The organism is Pedobacter miscanthi, assembly GCF_032678605.1.
Taxonomy (GTDB): Bacteria; Bacteroidota; Bacteroidia; order Sphingobacteriales; family Sphingobacteriaceae; genus Pedobacter; species Pedobacter miscanthi_A.
On sequence record NZ_JAVTSU010000011.1, the window covers coordinates 81,016 to 98,120 of the forward strand.

At 37.3% G+C, this 17,105-nt stretch carries 11 protein-coding genes; 8 read left to right on the forward strand and 3 right to left on the reverse strand.

Annotated elements, in window-relative coordinates; all coding sequences use genetic code 11:
* Positions 1-9 precede the first annotated feature (9 nt).
* Both R2R28_RS17115 and R2R28_RS17120 read left to right on the forward strand, forming a co-directional pair.
* The gene (locus R2R28_RS17115; RefSeq protein WP_316826903.1) at positions 10-2,463 is read left to right on the forward strand and encodes a transglycosylase domain-containing protein; all 2,454 of its coding nucleotides are present in this window, start codon (positions 10-12) and stop codon (positions 2,461-2,463) included.
* A 174-nt stretch (positions 2,464-2,637) separates the two neighbouring features.
* On the forward strand, positions 2,638-5,808 hold the full coding sequence (locus R2R28_RS17120; protein WP_316826904.1) for a peptidase MA family metallohydrolase: 3,171 nt from the start codon (positions 2,638-2,640) through the stop codon (positions 5,806-5,808).
* Between the two features lie 344 nt (positions 5,809-6,152).
* On the opposite strand, the gene R2R28_RS17125 is transcribed toward R2R28_RS17120, so the two are convergent.
* Positions 6,153-6,503 (reverse strand): GIY-YIG nuclease family protein, encoded by a 351-nt coding sequence (locus R2R28_RS17125; protein WP_316826905.1) that lies wholly within the window; start codon positions 6,501-6,503, stop codon positions 6,153-6,155.
* A gap of 132 nt (positions 6,504-6,635) precedes the next feature.
* Here R2R28_RS17125 and R2R28_RS17130 point away from each other — a divergent pair, with 132 nt between their 5' ends.
* From R2R28_RS17130 to bioD, 4 genes are all read left to right on the forward strand, one after another.
* A complete protein-coding gene (locus R2R28_RS17130) occupies positions 6,636-7,412 on the forward strand; it encodes a LexA family transcriptional regulator (RefSeq protein ID WP_316826906.1) in 777 nt (258 codons plus the stop codon).
* 79 nt (positions 7,413-7,491) lie between these two features.
* On the forward strand, positions 7,492-7,941 hold the full coding sequence (locus R2R28_RS17135; RefSeq protein WP_316826907.1) for a hypothetical protein: 450 nt from the start codon (positions 7,492-7,494) through the stop codon (positions 7,939-7,941).
* A gap of 77 nt (positions 7,942-8,018) precedes the next feature.
* The gene (locus tag R2R28_RS17140; RefSeq protein WP_316826908.1) at positions 8,019-9,140 is read left to right on the forward strand and encodes a pyridoxal phosphate-dependent aminotransferase family protein; all 1,122 of its coding nucleotides are present in this window, start codon (positions 8,019-8,021) and stop codon (positions 9,138-9,140) included.
* The gene (bioD, locus tag R2R28_RS17145) at positions 9,141-9,749 is read left to right on the forward strand and encodes a dethiobiotin synthase (RefSeq protein WP_316826909.1); all 609 of its coding nucleotides are present in this window, start codon (positions 9,141-9,143) and stop codon (positions 9,747-9,749) included.
* 243 nt (positions 9,750-9,992) lie between these two features.
* On the opposite strand, the gene R2R28_RS17150 is transcribed toward bioD, so the two are convergent.
* Both R2R28_RS17150 and R2R28_RS17155 read right to left on the reverse strand, forming a co-directional pair.
* The gene (locus R2R28_RS17150; RefSeq protein WP_316826910.1) at positions 9,993-11,852 is read right to left on the reverse strand and encodes a M1 family metallopeptidase; all 1,860 of its coding nucleotides are present in this window, start codon (positions 11,850-11,852) and stop codon (positions 9,993-9,995) included.
* A gap of 100 nt (positions 11,853-11,952) precedes the next feature.
* Positions 11,953-12,906, reverse strand: coding sequence for a 3'-5' exonuclease (locus R2R28_RS17155; protein ID WP_316826911.1), 954 nt, complete (start codon positions 12,904-12,906; stop codon positions 11,953-11,955).
* A 184-nt stretch (positions 12,907-13,090) separates the two neighbouring features.
* Between R2R28_RS17155 and R2R28_RS17160 the strand changes: the two genes are divergently transcribed.
* Positions 13,091-15,064 carry a DUF3857 domain-containing protein gene (locus R2R28_RS17160; protein ID WP_316826912.1) on the forward strand — a complete coding sequence of 658 codons (1,974 nt, stop codon included), beginning with the start codon at positions 13,091-13,093 and terminating at the stop codon, positions 15,062-15,064.
* Entirely contained in the window at positions 15,065-16,972 is a 1,908-nt protein-coding gene (locus R2R28_RS17165) for a DUF3857 domain-containing transglutaminase family protein (RefSeq protein WP_316826913.1), read from the forward strand.
* Positions 16,973-17,105: the final 133 nt, after the last annotated feature.

Below are 17,105 nucleotides of genomic sequence, written 5' to 3' on the forward strand. Positions count from 1 at the left end.
TTATCCAATATGTTTAAAGAGATAAAAAACAAGTACTTACGTTATTCTACAATAGTTTTATTTTTTATAATAGTTTTCTTTTCTGCGCTTCAGCTTAACTTTTTGTGGCTTTTTGGTTACTCTCCAAGTGTTCGCGATATTAAAGCACCTACCCTTCGTGTAGGTTCGGAGCTTTATACTGCTGACGGAAAACTGATTGGCCGCTATTTTAAAGAGAACAGAACCCCGGTAAATTACGAAGAAATTGCCCCTAGTGTGATACAGGCACTCGTAGCCACCGAAGATGTACGTTTTTACAAACATTGGGGGATTGATGTACAGGCTGTTGGCCGTGCAGTAATAGGCTTAGGTAAAGATGGAGGGGCCAGTACCATTACCCAACAACTGGCAAAAAACCTTTACCGCACCCGTTATAATAAATCGCAGGGTTTATTGATCAAAATTCCTGTAGTGAGAACTTTGATTGTTAAGCTAAAAGAATGGCAAACGGCAGTAAAACTGGAGTCTAACTATTCTAAAAACGACATTATAACCATGTACCTGAATACCGTTTCCTTTGGTAATAATACTTACGGAATAAAAACGGCCAGCCGGATTTATTTTGATAAAGAAGCGAAAGATTTATCTACTACTGATGCTGCCATGCTTGTGGGGATGTTAAAGGGTACTACACTATACAATCCAACTAAAAACCCTGTTAAGGCGTTAGAAAGAAGAAATGTGGTGCTGGCGCAGATGAACAAGTACAAATACCTGAGTAAGGATAGTTTGACGGAGCTTTCAAAGCAGCCCATCAAATTAAAAGAAGGTAAAATGCAGGATGGCAGCGATGGCGATTCTTATTTAAGGGCTGCTGTAGCAAAATACCTCGATAAGTGGTGCACTGATAATGGTTATGACCTTTATGAAGATGGTTTAAAAATATACACCACGATTGATTCAAGGCTTCAGGGCTATGCTGAAGAAGCAGTTGCAGATCAAATGAGAATCTTACAGCGCAGGTTTTATAGCGTTTGGGGTAATGAAGATCCCTGGTATGATTCCGAAAAACAAAAAGTAGATTATCCAGATAGGGCAATGAAAAACCTGCCGGTATATGCGCTTTTACAAAAGAAATTCCCAAATAGCCCCGATTCTGTTAAAGCCTATTTCAATAAAAAGAAAAGGATGCAGATTTTTACTTATAAAGGTGATCGCGATACTTTATTTTCTACATTGGATTCCATCCGTTATTACGGAAAAATAATGAATACCGGTATGATGACCATGGAACCAGCCAGCGGAAAAATAAAAGTTTGGGTGGGTGGTATTGACCATAAATTTTTTAAATATGACCACGTTAACCAGGCTAAACGTCAGGCTGGATCAACTTTTAAACCTTTTGCGTATTTAACTGCACTGGAACAAGGTATGAGTCCTTGCGATAAATTTACAGACAAACCGGTTAAAATTGCTTATCAGGATAAAGGCCAGACCAAATATTGGGAGCCAAAAAATGCCGATTACAGCGTTTCTTATCGTGAAATGAGTTTGCGTTGGGCGATGGCAAAATCGGTTAATACCATTACCGCACAGGTTACCGAAAAGGTGGGTTGGGATAATGTGGTTAAATATGCACACGAATGCGGTATTGATAGCCATTTAGAATCCGTTCCATCTGTGAGTTTAGGTTCAAACGATGTTACCGTTTACGAAATGGTAAAAGCTTATGCTACTTTCATGAACAAGGGTATTAAAACCGATCCTATTTTGGTAGAGAAAATTACTGACCAGGATAACAACGTAATTGACGAATTTAAGCCAAAAACCAAACGCGTTTTAACAGAAGAAATTGCCTGGTTAATGACTTACATGTTCCGCGGTGGTATGGAAGAACCTGGAGGAACTTCACAAGCGTTATGGGAATGGCCAAATTTATTTAAGAAAAACAACCAGATTGGTGGTAAAACAGGAACATCATCCGATTATGTTGATGCCTGGTACATGGGCCTGACTAAAGACCTGGTTACCGGGGTTTGGGTAGGTTGTGATGAAAGAACTGCGCACTTTAAAAATGGCGAACAGGGTGAAGGTTCAAGAACAGCCTTACCTATTTTTGCGAAATTTATGGAAAAAGTATACCTGGATCCCAAATCTGGTTATACTTATGGTGCTTTCCCCAAAGCTACTGTTGATATTACCAGAACCTACAATTGCCCTAGTCCACAGATTGTTAGAGATACCACATCAACCGATAGTGTAATGGTAGATTCGACCGATTTTACCGTACCTGATGTACCTGTAACCGAGGTGCCTGTAAATACAGATCCGGAAGTTAAAAAAGAGGAAAAGAAAACGGAACCCGTTCAAACTCCGCCAGCGGCTACAGTTCCCTTAACAAGAAAAGAAGAGCGCGAATTGAGAAGAAAACAGCGTCAGGAAGAAAAAGAAAGAAAGAAAAACGAGAATAATAATCAGCGTTAATACTTTTTTATTTAAACCAAGCTTTTACAAATAAAAACCTTCCAAAAACAGGCGTAATATTTTAAAAAGTGTTAAATTTTTAATAGTTTTTTAAACTATTGTTATTTTTATTTCCGGATCTGTTACCATTCCATTTCCGCAAATTATTGAACAATCATTACTAAAACCACACATATGAAAATAGGCGCTACTTTATTAAAACGGTATGGTTCCATATTGCTCTTGCTTATTCTTTCTTTTTCCGCTAAAGCCCAATACTTCGGTCAAAATAAAGTGAGGTATAAAAAACTTGATTTTAAAGTTTTACAGACACCCCATTTTGAAATTTACTATTACATTAAAAATGAGAAACTGTTAAAGCGCTTTTCTCAGGATGCCGAAACCTGGTATAAAATGCATCAGGAAGTATTCAGGGATACTTTTTTAAAGAAAAACCCGATTATTTTATATAACAATCACCCCGATTTCCAACAAACAACCGTCTTGAACGGAGAAATTGGCATTGGAACCGGTGGGGTTACCGAAGCCCTCAAAAACAGGGTAATTATGCCTGTAATGGAGTTGAATAGTCAAACCAGACACGTTTTAGGTCACGAACTTGTACATGCTTTTCAATACCACCTTTTACTGGAAAAAGATTCGATTAGCCTCGAAAATGTGGGTCAAACCCCATTGTGGATGGTTGAAGGTATGGCTGAATACCTTTCTATCGGTAAAAAAGATGCCTTTACCTCCATGTGGATGCGTGACGCCATGTTAAACCGTGATATTCCATCTTTAAAAGATTTAACCAACTCCAACAAATATTTCCCGTACCGTTATGGTCAGGCATTCTGGACTTATGTTGGTTCGCAATATGGTGATACCACCATTGTTCCATTATTTAAAAATACCGCAAAATATGGTTACGAAAATGCGATAAGGTATACTTTTGGTTATGACGATAAAACATTGTCTGGTCTTTGGAAAAACTCCATCGATGCGCACTATAAACCAATGTTAAAGGCAGATAGCTCTCAGATTAAAATTACAGGAACAAAAATTATTGATAATAAGAATGCAGGAAACATGAATGTGGCCCCTGCCCTTAGTCCAGACGGGAAATACCTCGCCTTTATGTCTGAAAAAGATCTTTTTGGTATCGATTTATTCCTTGCAGATGCAAAAACAGGGCGGATTATCCGAAAATTAAGCAGCCAGATCTCCAATGGCCACATTGATGATTTTAACTTTATCGAATCTGCCGGAGCGTGGTCACCCGATAGTAAACAATTTGCGTTTAGTATTTTCAGCCAGGGAAGAAACCAGATGATGGTGATTAATGTTGCAAACGGAACTACCGTTTCGCAAACCCCGATGGCCCAGGTGCAGCAGTTTGGTAACTTAACATGGTCACCGAATGGAAAAGATATTGCATTTTCAGGCATGGTTGAAGGTCAAAGTGATATTTTCTCTTATAACCTCGATACCAAAGCCGTAACCCAGATTACCGACGATGTGTATTCTGATTATGCACCGAGTTATTCTCCTGATGGTAAAAAACTCGTGTTTTCATCTGATCGGGCAGCAATTCAGGCCAATGTAATCAATGCCGTATTACCGATCAACCTCGCAGTTTACGATATTGCGTCTAAAACCGTGAGCAATCTGGATGTTTTTCCCGGAGCAAACAATTTAAATGCGCAATTTTCAGCTAACAGTCAGAATATTTATTTCTTATCTAACAGAGATGGTTTTAGAAATTTATATAAATACAATTTTGCCGATAACACCGTTGATCAGTTAACCGATTACTTTACGGGTATCAGTGGAATTACAGAGTTTTCACCGGCAATTTCAGTTTCAACAACCGATGATATCGTATACAGTTATTACCGTTACCAACGTTACACCCTATATAATGCAAAGCTGAGCAGCTTTAAAGCCAAACGCATTGGTAACCGCGAAGAAAACTTTGATGCCGCGATCCTCCCTCCTATGGAAAATATTGGGGTAAACATCATTAATTCTAATCTGAATAATTTCGACAGGTTTGAAAAAATCATTGCCGATTCTATGAGAATAGTTCCTTATAGACCAAAATTCAGATTAGATTACCTGGCGAATAGTGGTGTTGGCGTTTCTACCAGTCGCTTCGGAACAGGTGTTTCAGGTGGTATTGTAGGAATGTTTAGTGATATATTAGGAACAAATCAGATTATTGCAAATATCTCTGTAAATGGAGAAATATACGATGCAGGTGGATTAGTAGGTTATATCAACCAAAAAAGCAGGATCAATTGGGGAGCTGCCATTTCTCACATCCCTTATGTATCTGGCTTTAGATCATTCGGTTATGAAAATATTCCTAATGGCGACAATCAAACTACTAAAGCACAGGTAGACAGAACAGATATTGTTAGGACGTTTGAAGATCAATTTCAGGTTTTTGGAGCTTACCCTTTTAGTAAAATACACCGTTTTGAACTTGGCGGGGCATTTTCGCATTACAGTTACCGTGTTGACCGATACAGTAATTATTACGATTCGAACGGTTATTTTTTGGGCTCTGACAAAAGCAGGGTTCCAAATGATGTAGCGGCCGATGCGGTTGGAATACCCTTAAATTCATTTACCCTTTATCAATTAAACGCGGGTTTTGTTGGCGACAATTCTATTTTTGGATTAACGGCACCACTTGATGGTTATAGATACCGCATAGGTGGAGAAAAATACCTGGGCACTTATAATTTTGCGGGTATAACTGCCGATCTGCGTAAATATTGGAGAGCGAAACCAGTAACAATAGCGGTAAGAAGTTACAATACTTTAAGAATTGGTAAAGATGCAGACAGGCTTTATCCGATGTATGTTGGCTATCCTTACCTGATCAGGGGTTACGAATCAAACTCTATTTACAAAAATACTTCGGCCCAGTCGTCCGAATCTTTTGACATCAATCAATTAGCAGGAAGTAAAATTGCTGTATTTAATTTCGAAGTCCGTTTACCATTTACCGGACCTAAAAAATTGGCTGCAATACCATCAAAGTTTTTATTTTCAGATCTGAACCTTTTCTTTGATGCTGGTTTAGCCTGGACTAACGATACTAAAGTTAAATTTAAAAGTGAGCCTACTTACACTACAGAGCCATTATTAGAGAAAGGTGTGCCTGTTTTAGATTCGAAAGGAAAACCGGTTACCTATCAAGCCACAACCGAACGTGTGCCGGCAATGAGTGTTGGGATTTCGTTAAGGGTAAATATTTTTGGTTACTTTGTATTAGAACCTTATTATGCAATTCCGTTTCAACGGAAAGATGTTAAAACCGGGGTATTTGGTTTAACCTTTGCGCCTGGATGGTAGTTAGAATGGTTGGAAGGTTTTAAAGTTGGAAAGTTCAGGCGCATCATAAAACTGAGATGCTCTCAGGTAGCTTAGGTGCTGAATAAAACAATAACCTGTTAATCTTACTTAAATTTCACATCATTTCAAATTGCTTTATATAGTTGTAAAATTAAAATATTTAGAGGTTGAAATGTTGGAAAGTTAGACCATTGAAAACCACAAACATTAACATCCTGATAAATTAACCGATAAATAAGCTATTTAATGCTTGAATGATTGGATACCGAAAACCGGACCTGTCATTCAAGCATTAATTTTATACATACCTATCTTTTTCATAGCAATCTTTTATTTGAACTTTATTAAGATAAGTTCGAAAAGGTAAGCTTAACCTGATTGGTGATATTTCTATGCAAAAGAATATTTTCGAAATCAAGCCCAATGGTTAAATCAATCCAGTCAGGATTGCAAGACCTCACCAAACGCTCCTTCTGCATACGTGTAAACCTGCTGATCGATTTAAAACGAACCAATGCCTGTGCTTCTGTTTTAAACTCTTCAAAATACACCAAACGGGTTAATTGCTGCCCGCTATCAAAAAACAAGTTTGGCATCTGTTTGTAGAAATCCAGTGTCTTAATTAAATCAGAGCTCATGCCCACGTGCATACTTGTACGATTTCTGTCGGTAACGATATAAACAAACTTTTTCATGATTTTGTATTTAAAATTCAAACTAAACTATTTAGTATATGTTCTTGCAATTCAAAATAATATTACTAACTTTATGAGCATAAAATTACTAACTATTTTAGTAATTCCAAATTTATTTTAAAATTTATTTTTATGTCGCATATTTCAAATAATTTAAAGTACCTCAGGAAGAAAAAAGGCCATACACAGCAGAATTTCGCTGATATTATGGAAATCAAAAGATCGCTGATTGGCGCTTATGAGGAAGACCGGGCAGAACCTAAATATGATTTGCTAAAAAAAATAGCAGAATATTTCGATCTGACCATCGATGAATTCATTAATGAGAAAATATCCGACAGCTGGAAACCAAAGCCGAAAAGCCAGGGATCAAACCTCAGGGTACTTAGTATTTCAGTAGATCAGAACGACCGTGAGAACATCGAACTGGTTCCTGTTAAAGCAAGTGCAGGTTATTTGAATGGTTTTTCCGATCCTCAATATATTAGCGATCTTCCAAAATTTCAGCTTCCTTTAGCGGCTTTAAGACAGGGTACATTTAGGGCATTTGAAATTATGGGCGATAGCATGTTACCTGTTCAGCCGGGTAGTGTAATTATTGGCGAATATTTAGACAACTGGAATGAAGTTAAAACCGGAGAAACTTACATCGTGATCAGTAAAAACGAAGGCGTAGTATATAAAAGGGCTGGCAACCGCTTCAGGGAAAATAAAGATTTGAAATTGATATCAGATAATAAGGTATATGATGCTTACACGATTGCTGCAGATGATATCCTTGAAATCTGGAGAGCCAAAGCCTATATATCTACATCTTTGCCAGAGCCTGCACCAGATCCAACTATGGAAACACTGACCCAAATGATGGCGCAAATGCAGAAATCAATCTCACAATTAAATAAAAATTAACATTTTTTAACAACCGCCGATTAAACCGTTTGCATTTTTATGTATCTATTGATATAACAAACACATAAAAAAACATAACATGAAAAAGGCAATTTTAACAATAGCAATTGCAGTGATGGGTTTAACCGCTGCATTTGCTCAGGATTCAACAAAACATGCCAGAAGGGCAATGCCAAAAATGACTGCTGAACAACGTGCAGACAAGGTAACTTCAAGATTAGAAAAACAGTTAAGTTTAACCGCTGATCAGAAAACAAAAATCTATGCCATCGAGTTAGAAAACGCGAAGAAAATGGATGCCTGGAGATCTGCTGATCAAGGCGACATGAAAGGCAAGATGAAAGAACGCAAAGCTGCAATAGATGAGCAAAAAGCTAAAGTGGATGCCATTTTAACGGCAGAACAGAAAACAAAAATGGATGCTTTCCGTGCTGAAGCTAAAGAAAAAGGAGAGAAAATGAGAAAAGGAATGGGTAGAGGCAAAAAAGATAAGGCACCTGTAGTTTCTAATCCTCCTGCACAAGGATAAGCTGCATAAAAAGAGTAATTAATTATATTTTTTAAAAGCGTTCCGGTTATTCGGGACGCTTTTTCTATTTTTGACCGATGAGCAAAATTGAACAGTTTCTTAAGGACAAACTTCAGGATCGGAAAAACAACCTTTCCATCAGGAATTTATCTGTCAACAACTTTCCTTTTGATTTTTGTTCAAACGATTATTTAGGTTTTGCCAGATCTGCTGAGTTGAAAAAACTAATTGATGACCATATTACAACAATTCTACATTATTTAAATGGCGCAGGAGGTTCGAGGTTGCTCAGTGGTAATACCGCATACACCGAAGAGACCGAACAATTGATTGCCGATTTTCACCTGGCCGAAAACGGGTTAATTTTCAACTCCGGTTACGATGCCAACGTAGGGTTATTATCCAGCGTTCCTCAACGTGGCGATACTATTATTACCGACGAACTGATTCATGCCAGTATTATAGATGGTTGCCGCTTAAGCCATGCCACCCGTTATAAATTCGATCATAACAATATAAACGATCTCGAAGACAAACTTAAACTGGCAAAAGGAAATATTTTTGTAGTGGTAGAGAGTGTTTATTCCATGGATGGAGATATTGCTCCGCTGATCGAAATATCAAATCTTTGCGAACAGTATCAGGCCAATTTAATCGTGGATGAAGCGCACGCTACAGGTATTTTTGGCAATAACGGACAGGGATTAATTCATCAGTTAAACCTTACAGAAAAAGTATTTGCCCGCATTGTTACTTTTGGCAAAGCTATGGGCGTGCATGGTGCAATTGTATTGGGTAGCAAAAGTTTACGTCACTACTTGATTAATTTTGCCCGATCGTTTATTTATACTACCGCATCCCCTATCCATAATATTGTGGCCATCAGGTCGGCTTATGTGTTTTTGGATAAATCAGATCACCAACACATTCATCAAAAAATCGACCTGTTCAGAAAAGAGCTGAAAAAACAAAGCATCACTGCCTTAGATAGCAAAAGCGCTATCCAGGGTATATTATTCTCTTCAAATGAAGCAACCAAACTGGCGGCAACCATATTGCAAAGTAAAGGTTTTGATGTGAGGGCTATCTTAAGTCCGACAGTAGCTGTAGGAAAAGAGCGGTTGAGGATTTGTCTGCATACTTTCAATACCGATGATGAAATCATCTCATTGGTTAAAAACCTTAAAGAATTAAACTAAATGGCAACATATTTTATAACAGGAATAGGAACGGGAATTGGAAAAACTCTAGTCAGCGCTATCCTGACCGAAAAATTAAAAGCAGATTATTGGAAACCGATCCAGTCAGGAGATTTGGACACGAGCGACAGCATTACCATTAATAGCTTAAAAAGTAATGAAAAAACAATCATTCACCCGGAAAGCTACAGGTTAACAAACCCCCTTTCTCCCCATTTATCAGCGAGAATTGATGGGATAGAAATTGACCTCGACAAGATCAACACCCCGATAACAGATAACAATTTAATTATAGAAGGTGCCGGTGGATTAATGGTTCCGTTAAACGAAAATGAACTCATTATTGACCTGATCAAAAAATTGGCCGCTGAAGTCATATTGGTTTCCCAAAATTATTTAGGAAGCATTAACCACACGCTTTTATCGCTCAATTTGCTTAAACAATACGAAATTCCCGTTAAGGGCATTATTTTTAATGGTGATGAAAATCCGGAGACTGAAAGGTATATTCAACAATATGCTAAAGTAAAAAGCCTGGGGCATATCCCTAATTTAAATCTCATCAGTAAAGAAAATATCATCACTGCAGGCGAAAACTTATTTATTTAACTCGAATTTCTGAAATAATTTCGTCATTATGAAGGCTGGGTATAGCGAGCCGAAGCAATCAATCAAGTATCTACGATCAAAAAAGATTTCTTCAATCCTACGCAAAATCCCTTTTTTAGTTTGCAATGATGAAATTAAGACCCCAAAGCTCAGATTTTTAAATTTATTCGTTATAAAAAAATGGCTTAGATTAAAACCTAAGCCATTTTTTCATTTAAAGCTAAACATTCAAGCTTTTTAATGCTAATTTACCGAAAAGCTGTTATCACTTTTAACTTTATCAGGCGTATGTGGATTTCCCATCACCACTTTTGATAATTTTTTGTTTGTTTTAACATCAATTTTAACCTGTTGATTGCCTTTTTCCCATACACCAATGGTACTATGATTTTTTTGAACTGAACCATCTTCAAAAGTTAGGGTTAAATCAATTGGCAAAGGTTTAATGCTTTTATTTTCAATGGTAACCGCATATCCACCTGAAGTTTTATCAACAGCTTTTATGGCCATATCAGTAACGCCACCTTCAAAAAACCAGGCTTTCCAGAACCAGTTTAAGTTTTTGCCACTGCCTTCGTTTATGCTGTTAAAAAAATCGTAAGGCATCGGGTGTTTACCATTCCAGTTTTTAATATAGGTATGCAAAGCTTTGGTAAACAGTTCATCTCCTAAATAATCTTTAACAAAAAGATAAGCCAAACCAGGTTTAGGGTACGAATTGGTAAAAGAACCAGATCCTTTTAAATCTGGCGTTAAGGTCATAATTGGGCTATCGTCTTTCCCTCCTGAAGATGAAGCAGTAGGCTGAACACCATATTCATCTACAATGGTCGGATCGATTATTGGAGAAATCAGCCACTCGCCTATTGTTGCCCAACCTTCGTCCATCCAGCCATATTTGGTTTCGTTTATGCCCATGTAAAACGGAAACATGGTATGGAAAATTTCGTGGTCAGTTAAAGTAATGGCATCCGTGCGATTATCAACCGGGTTGTCGTTCACCATCATCGGGTACTCCATTTGGTCTAAACCATCAAATATGGTTTCGTGGTTATACGGAAAAGGCCATTTTGGAAAAGTGTAACTCATCGCATCCACCGTTTTACGGGCAAAATCGATTACTTCATAATAATCTTTGTGTTTTGGATTAAAAACGGCATCTACACGGGTTCTTCTCTTTGTTTTAGGATCGACCACCAAACTGCTCGATTTCCATAGGTAATGATCGCTCAACGCAAATACAAAATCGGTAACGTTTTTGGCCTCAAACTTAAACGTATTGAAAGCATTTAGCTGCGTTACTTTTTTATCAGCCAGGTCTTTATCGGTAATCACATCAATAACGGCATCATTTTTTTCAGCCGACAACATTCTCGAAACAACTTCTTTCTGGAAAACTTCCGAAGGATTTTTCAAATCGCCTGTCGCCCAAACGCCATAACCTCCAGGCACTGTAATGGAAGCGTTAAACTGATCGAAATCATTATAAAACTCTTCCGCACCGGTGTATGGGAATTTATTCCAGCCATCAACATCATCATACACTGCTATTCTTGGAAAAAAGTAAGCCACAAAATGTGAGCCTTCATCTACCTGACCTGTACGCATGTGCGAGCCTTTATTTAAAGTATAACTGTAATTGATGGAAAAACTAATGGTTTTACCTGGTAAAACAGCCGGAACATTAACCGTCATGTTGGTGCCATCAATTTTAAAATCCGAAATCGACTTTCCATTGGCTGCCATGTTTTCAATCGCCACTCCTTCGCCAAGATCAGATTCTGAAAATTTTGCTTTTCTAGGCGTTCCTTTTTTATATAGATTTGGATAAAGCTTAAACCAGATTTCTTTCAGCGTATCAGGACTGTTATTGGTATATGTTACCTGCACCTTACCTTTTAACAACCTGCTTGTTGGGTTAAAATCAACATTCAAATCGTATTTCGAAGTATTTTGCCAATAGTTTTTACCAGGTTTTCCATTTGTATTCCTGGTTTCCTTTTGATAGGTTTTCTGAAATTCAGAAGCTATTGGTAAAGTGGTTTGTGCACCAGCATAAAATGCAGTACAAAACAAAAGACTAAATATTTTTATTGATTTCATTTATATCGAGCTTGTTGATTAGCGATAAGCGCATGGTGATATTTTAACTTTTAATAAGTTAATTAACCGATTAACCAGTTTAAACAATTAACCTACCTAACTACTTGCCAAATTTCATCTTCAACTGCTCTAACATATCGTTATTTAGAGGTTCTGTAGGTTTTTCTGGTTTAGGCTGTGGTTTCTTTTGAAACGGTGGTTTATTTGCCGGAGCAGGGTTTTGTGGTCTTGGAGCCCTGTTTTCATTTTTCTTGACATTAAACTTTGCCCATTCTTCATCCAGTTTCTTCTTGGTATAAAGAGGGAAATCACCATTTTTCATCCATGCATAATAACTTGGTTCAACAGAGAATACCTGATGGGTAGTTTTGCCTTTATGTTTACCAAAGTTAAAACACACCTCATTCTCGTCATTATAAACCAATCTGCCGGCAAAATCTACCGGTTTATTGATGTTGGTAAAAATATGCAGTGCATCTACATCGTTCACCACAGGAATACTTTTTATGCCTTGTTTGCTTTCAAACTCGGTTTCCTTATACATTTCTAACTGGCCCAGTAAAACCTTATAAGTAGCAATAACATCAGCTTCTGCAGCATGCGCATTAACCAGGTCTTCCTGGCAATAAAATTTATAAGCCGCTTTTAGCGTACGTTGTTCCATCTGGTGGAATATATTCTGTACATCCACAAATTTGCGGTTATTCATATCGAAATCCACTTCAGCCCTTAAAAATTCTTCTAAAAGCATCGGAATATCAAATTTATTCGAATTGTATCCGGCCAGGTCACTTTCCCCTATAAATTCGGCAATTTCTGCAGCAAGGGTTTTAAAGGTTGGCTCGTTTGCAATGTCTTCATCATAAATACCATGTATTAACGAAGTTTGCAATGGAATAGGCATTTCTGGGTTTACACGCCATGTTTTAACAATTTCTGCGCCATCTGGCATAGCCTTTAAAACTGCAATTTCTACTATTCTATCAGCTCCAACATTTATTCCTGTAGCTTCTAGGTCGAAAAATGCTAAAGGGCGTTTTAAATTTAATTTCATTTTGTAAGATGTGAGATTGGCGACATTTAGATTTGAATCGGAATGTCAAATTCTTTTTTTCAAAAGTGCTAAAAAGGTTTCATTAGTTCTGTAAAACCTCTTTATTAATTTATAAATTTAATTGTCAAATTATTTCAGAATGTTAGTTTCTACCACTAAATTGCGCCAATTTATATACGCTCAAATGAATAAGACGCTAAGTTTACTGTTTCTATTATTTATATCATTAACCGTTCAGGCTCAAAACTTTAACTATGGGGCCATTACCCATGATGATTACCAGTTCGACAGAAAAACGTTGGATAGCAATGCCAATGCCATTGTTTTAAAAGAATTCGGAACCACTTCGATTCAAATAGACGATAATACGCATAGCCTGGTTTTAATTTTTGAGCACCACGTAAAAATCAAAATTTACAAAAAAGAGGGTTTTAAGGAAGCCAATATTGTAATCCCGACTTATAAAGATAGCAACCGCGAAGAAACCATCAGCGAGTTAAAAGCCTCTACCTTTAATTATATTGATAATAATTTTGTGGAAACGGTAATGGATAAAAAAGCTGTTTTTACCGAAAACAGATCCAAATATACCCGTTTAACCAAATTTACACTCCCTAACTTAAAAGAAGGATCGGTGATTGAATACAGTTATATTTTAAGATCGCCAAACCTGTTTAACTTTAAAACATGGGAGTTTCAGGGCGATATTCCGAAGGTATCAAGCGAATACGTGGCTTACATCCCGGGCATATATAACTACAATGTTTCGTTACGTGGTTTCCAGAAATTAACCGATCAGAAATCAGAACTGAATAAAGAATGTTTGCGGCTATCGGGTGTTGCTATCGACTGTTCGAAGATGACCTACCTGATGAAAAATGTTCCTGCGTTTATAGAGGAAGATAACATGACGGCGCCAAGCAATTTTAAATCAGCGATTTATTTCGAACTTTCTGATGTACAAAATATAAATGGTGGAAAAACATCTTATACCAAAACCTGGAAAGATGTAGATTATGAGCTCTCCAATTATAAAACCCTTGGCGATCAGATGAGGAGGAAAGATGTTTACAAAGACCTGATTCCAACCATTACCAAAGGCAGCACTGATGACTTTGAAAAAGCCAAATCGATTTATAATTATATCAAAAAACAGATCAAATGGAATAATTATTATGGAATATATTCAGAAGATAACATCAAAAAAGCATTCGACACCAGATCTGGGAATGTTGCAGATGTAAACCTGAGTTTAATTGCTGCGCTTTCTGCGGCTAACCTGGATGCAGAGGCTGTGCTCCTATCTACACGCGAAAACGGCACCGTTAATAAACTTTATCCGGTAATGAGCGATTTTAACTACCTGGTGGCCAAGGTAAATATCGGCGATAAAAGTTATTTATTGGATGCCACTGAACCGCTCCTGCCCTTTGCTTTATTGCCTTTAAGATGCATTAATGACCAGGGAAGAGTTATTAACCTGAAAAAACCTTCTTACTGGATTGATTTAAAAGCCAGCCAGAAATCTGTTACCAGTTACATTCTTACCGGAAAAATGACGACCGATGGAAAAATTACAGGAACGATGATAACACATACTATGGGTTACGCTGCTTATGCAAAAAGAAAAGATATTTTGCGCTACAGCTCCCCTGATGAATATGTAGAAAAACTGGATGAACGCTTAACAAGAATTAAAATTTTAGATCACAGCATTTCCAATCTGGATAGCGTAGAAAACACTTTAACAGAAAAATACGAGATTGAATTTACCATTAATGACGGATCAAACAATAAACAATTTTACCTCAGTCCATTTTTCATCAATAATATTTCTAAAAATCCGTTTAATTTAAACGAACGCACCTATCCTGTTGATTTAGGAGCGGCATCAGATGAGCGCATTATTATCAATGTTACCTTGCCCGAAAAGTACGAACTGTTGGAAAAACCAAAAGACATGGCTATTGGTTTGCCTAATGCTGGCGGAAAATACCTGCTACAAACCGGCCTGCAGGATAATACCATTACCATAAGCCAGATTTTGCAGTTTAACAATGCCATCTATCAACCAGATGAATACCTTTACTTAAAAGAATTTTATAGCAAGATTATTCAGAACCAGAAAACAGAGTTTTTACTAAAAAAAGCAAATTAGATGAAATTTTTGTTCACGATATTATTTTTGCTTTTTATCTCCATAACAGGTTTTGCCCAGGATAACTATGATGTTGATTTAATTCCTGCCAACCTGCGTAACCGCGCCAATGCCTGCATCCGTAATGAGGAAACAGTGATTGACATGCGTGCGCCGGATAATGTAATGCTGAGCGTTAAAAAGGCCATTACAGTGTTTAACCAAAACGGTGAAGATGAGGCCCGTTTAGTGATTTATTACGATAAAAACATTTCAATTAAGGGAATTAAGGGCGAAGTGTACAATAGCGTAGGTGTGCCCATCACTAAATTCTCGCAAAACAATTTTGCAGATGTGAGCGCTGCAGATGGCTTCTCGCTTTTTGTTGATAGTCGAGTGAAACATTATCTTCCTTCGGTAAATCAATATCCTTATACCATCGTTTACAATTACGAAATCAGGAATAAACAAAACCTTATTATCCCCGACTGGACACCAAAACCTGCAGATGATGTTTCAGTAGAAAAGAGCACCTATACTTTCATTTGTAAACCTACAGATCAAATCAGGGTAAAAACCCAGAATTACACTGGATCCCCGGAAGTAATTAACGATGAAAAACAGAAAAAAACCATCTGGAAAGTAAATAACATTTTGGCCGTCAGAACAGAGCCTTATAGTCCTGCGCACGAAACTTACGCCACAACAATACAGATTGCTCCGCTCGATTTTTACTATTACAACCATAAAGGCAATTACACCAACTGGCAAGAGCTCGGCAAATGGATTTATGATGATCTACTAAAAGAACGTAAAACATTGTCGCCTGCAACCATTCAAATGGTAAAAGATTTGGTGAAGAACGAAAAAACCGATAAGGATAAAGCGCGGAAAATTTATCAATATCTCCAGGATAAAACCAGATATATTAGTGTGCAGATTGGTATTGGTGGTTTCCAGCCTATTGCGGCCAGCGAAGTAGATCGCCTGGGATATGGCGACTGTAAGGCATTGGTAAATTACATGCAAAGTTTGCTGAGTGCTGCAGATATCCCATCGTATTATTGCGTGGTAGAAGGAGGTTCAGAAAAAAAGAGCATGGATCCAAAATATGCAAGTATGGTGCAGGGTAACCATATTATTTTGTGCATGCCATTAAAAGGCGACACCACGTGGCTGGAATGCACCAGTCAGAAAATTCCCTTTGGTTTTTTAAGCACCTTTACCGACGACCGTCTGGTACTAGCTTGTATGCCTGAAGGAGGGAAATTATTACAGACCCCAAAATTAACAACTGCCGAAAACCTGCAGGTACGAAAGGCAAACCTGGCAATCCTGGCTGATGGAAACATCACCGGAAAAATGAATACGGTTTATGAAGGTTCGCAATACGATAACCAGGAAGAGCTGATCGGAAAACCGATTACCGAACAGCATAAATTGCTTAAAACAACTTATAATATCGACAACATAGATTTTGAATCGGTGGTCTTTGTCCAGAAAAAAGACATCTCGCCGAAACTAACGGAAGATATTACCGTTAATATTCGAAATTACGCCCCTATTAACGGTGATAAAATGTTTCTACAGCTGAATGCCTTTAACATCAAAAAATCCATTCCTGAAATAAAAAACAGAACATTACCTGTTTACATTAATCGTGGTTATACAGATGAAGATACCATTATATATACCTTGCCCGATAATGTGAATACAGGATTAATTACAGGTCAGAATAAAATCTTTAAAAGCGACTTTGGTCAATATGTTTGTAAAACCAGCTTAGAAGGCAATAAATTAACCTATTACAGAAAATTTATTATGAATGACGGAACATTCCCTGCAGCACAATATGCTGAATTTTCGAAGTTTATTAACGATGTAAATTCGGCTGATTATTTAAAACTTGTCTTTAGCTTAAAAAAATAATCCCCAAACCGATCCCAATAATCATAATGAGGTACATTAAAATTTCTGTAGAGGCAAATCTTTTATACTTGGTCCAAAAAGAGTAATCATTTTCTTCGTTTGGCATTTCTTTATTCGTTATGCCACAAAAATA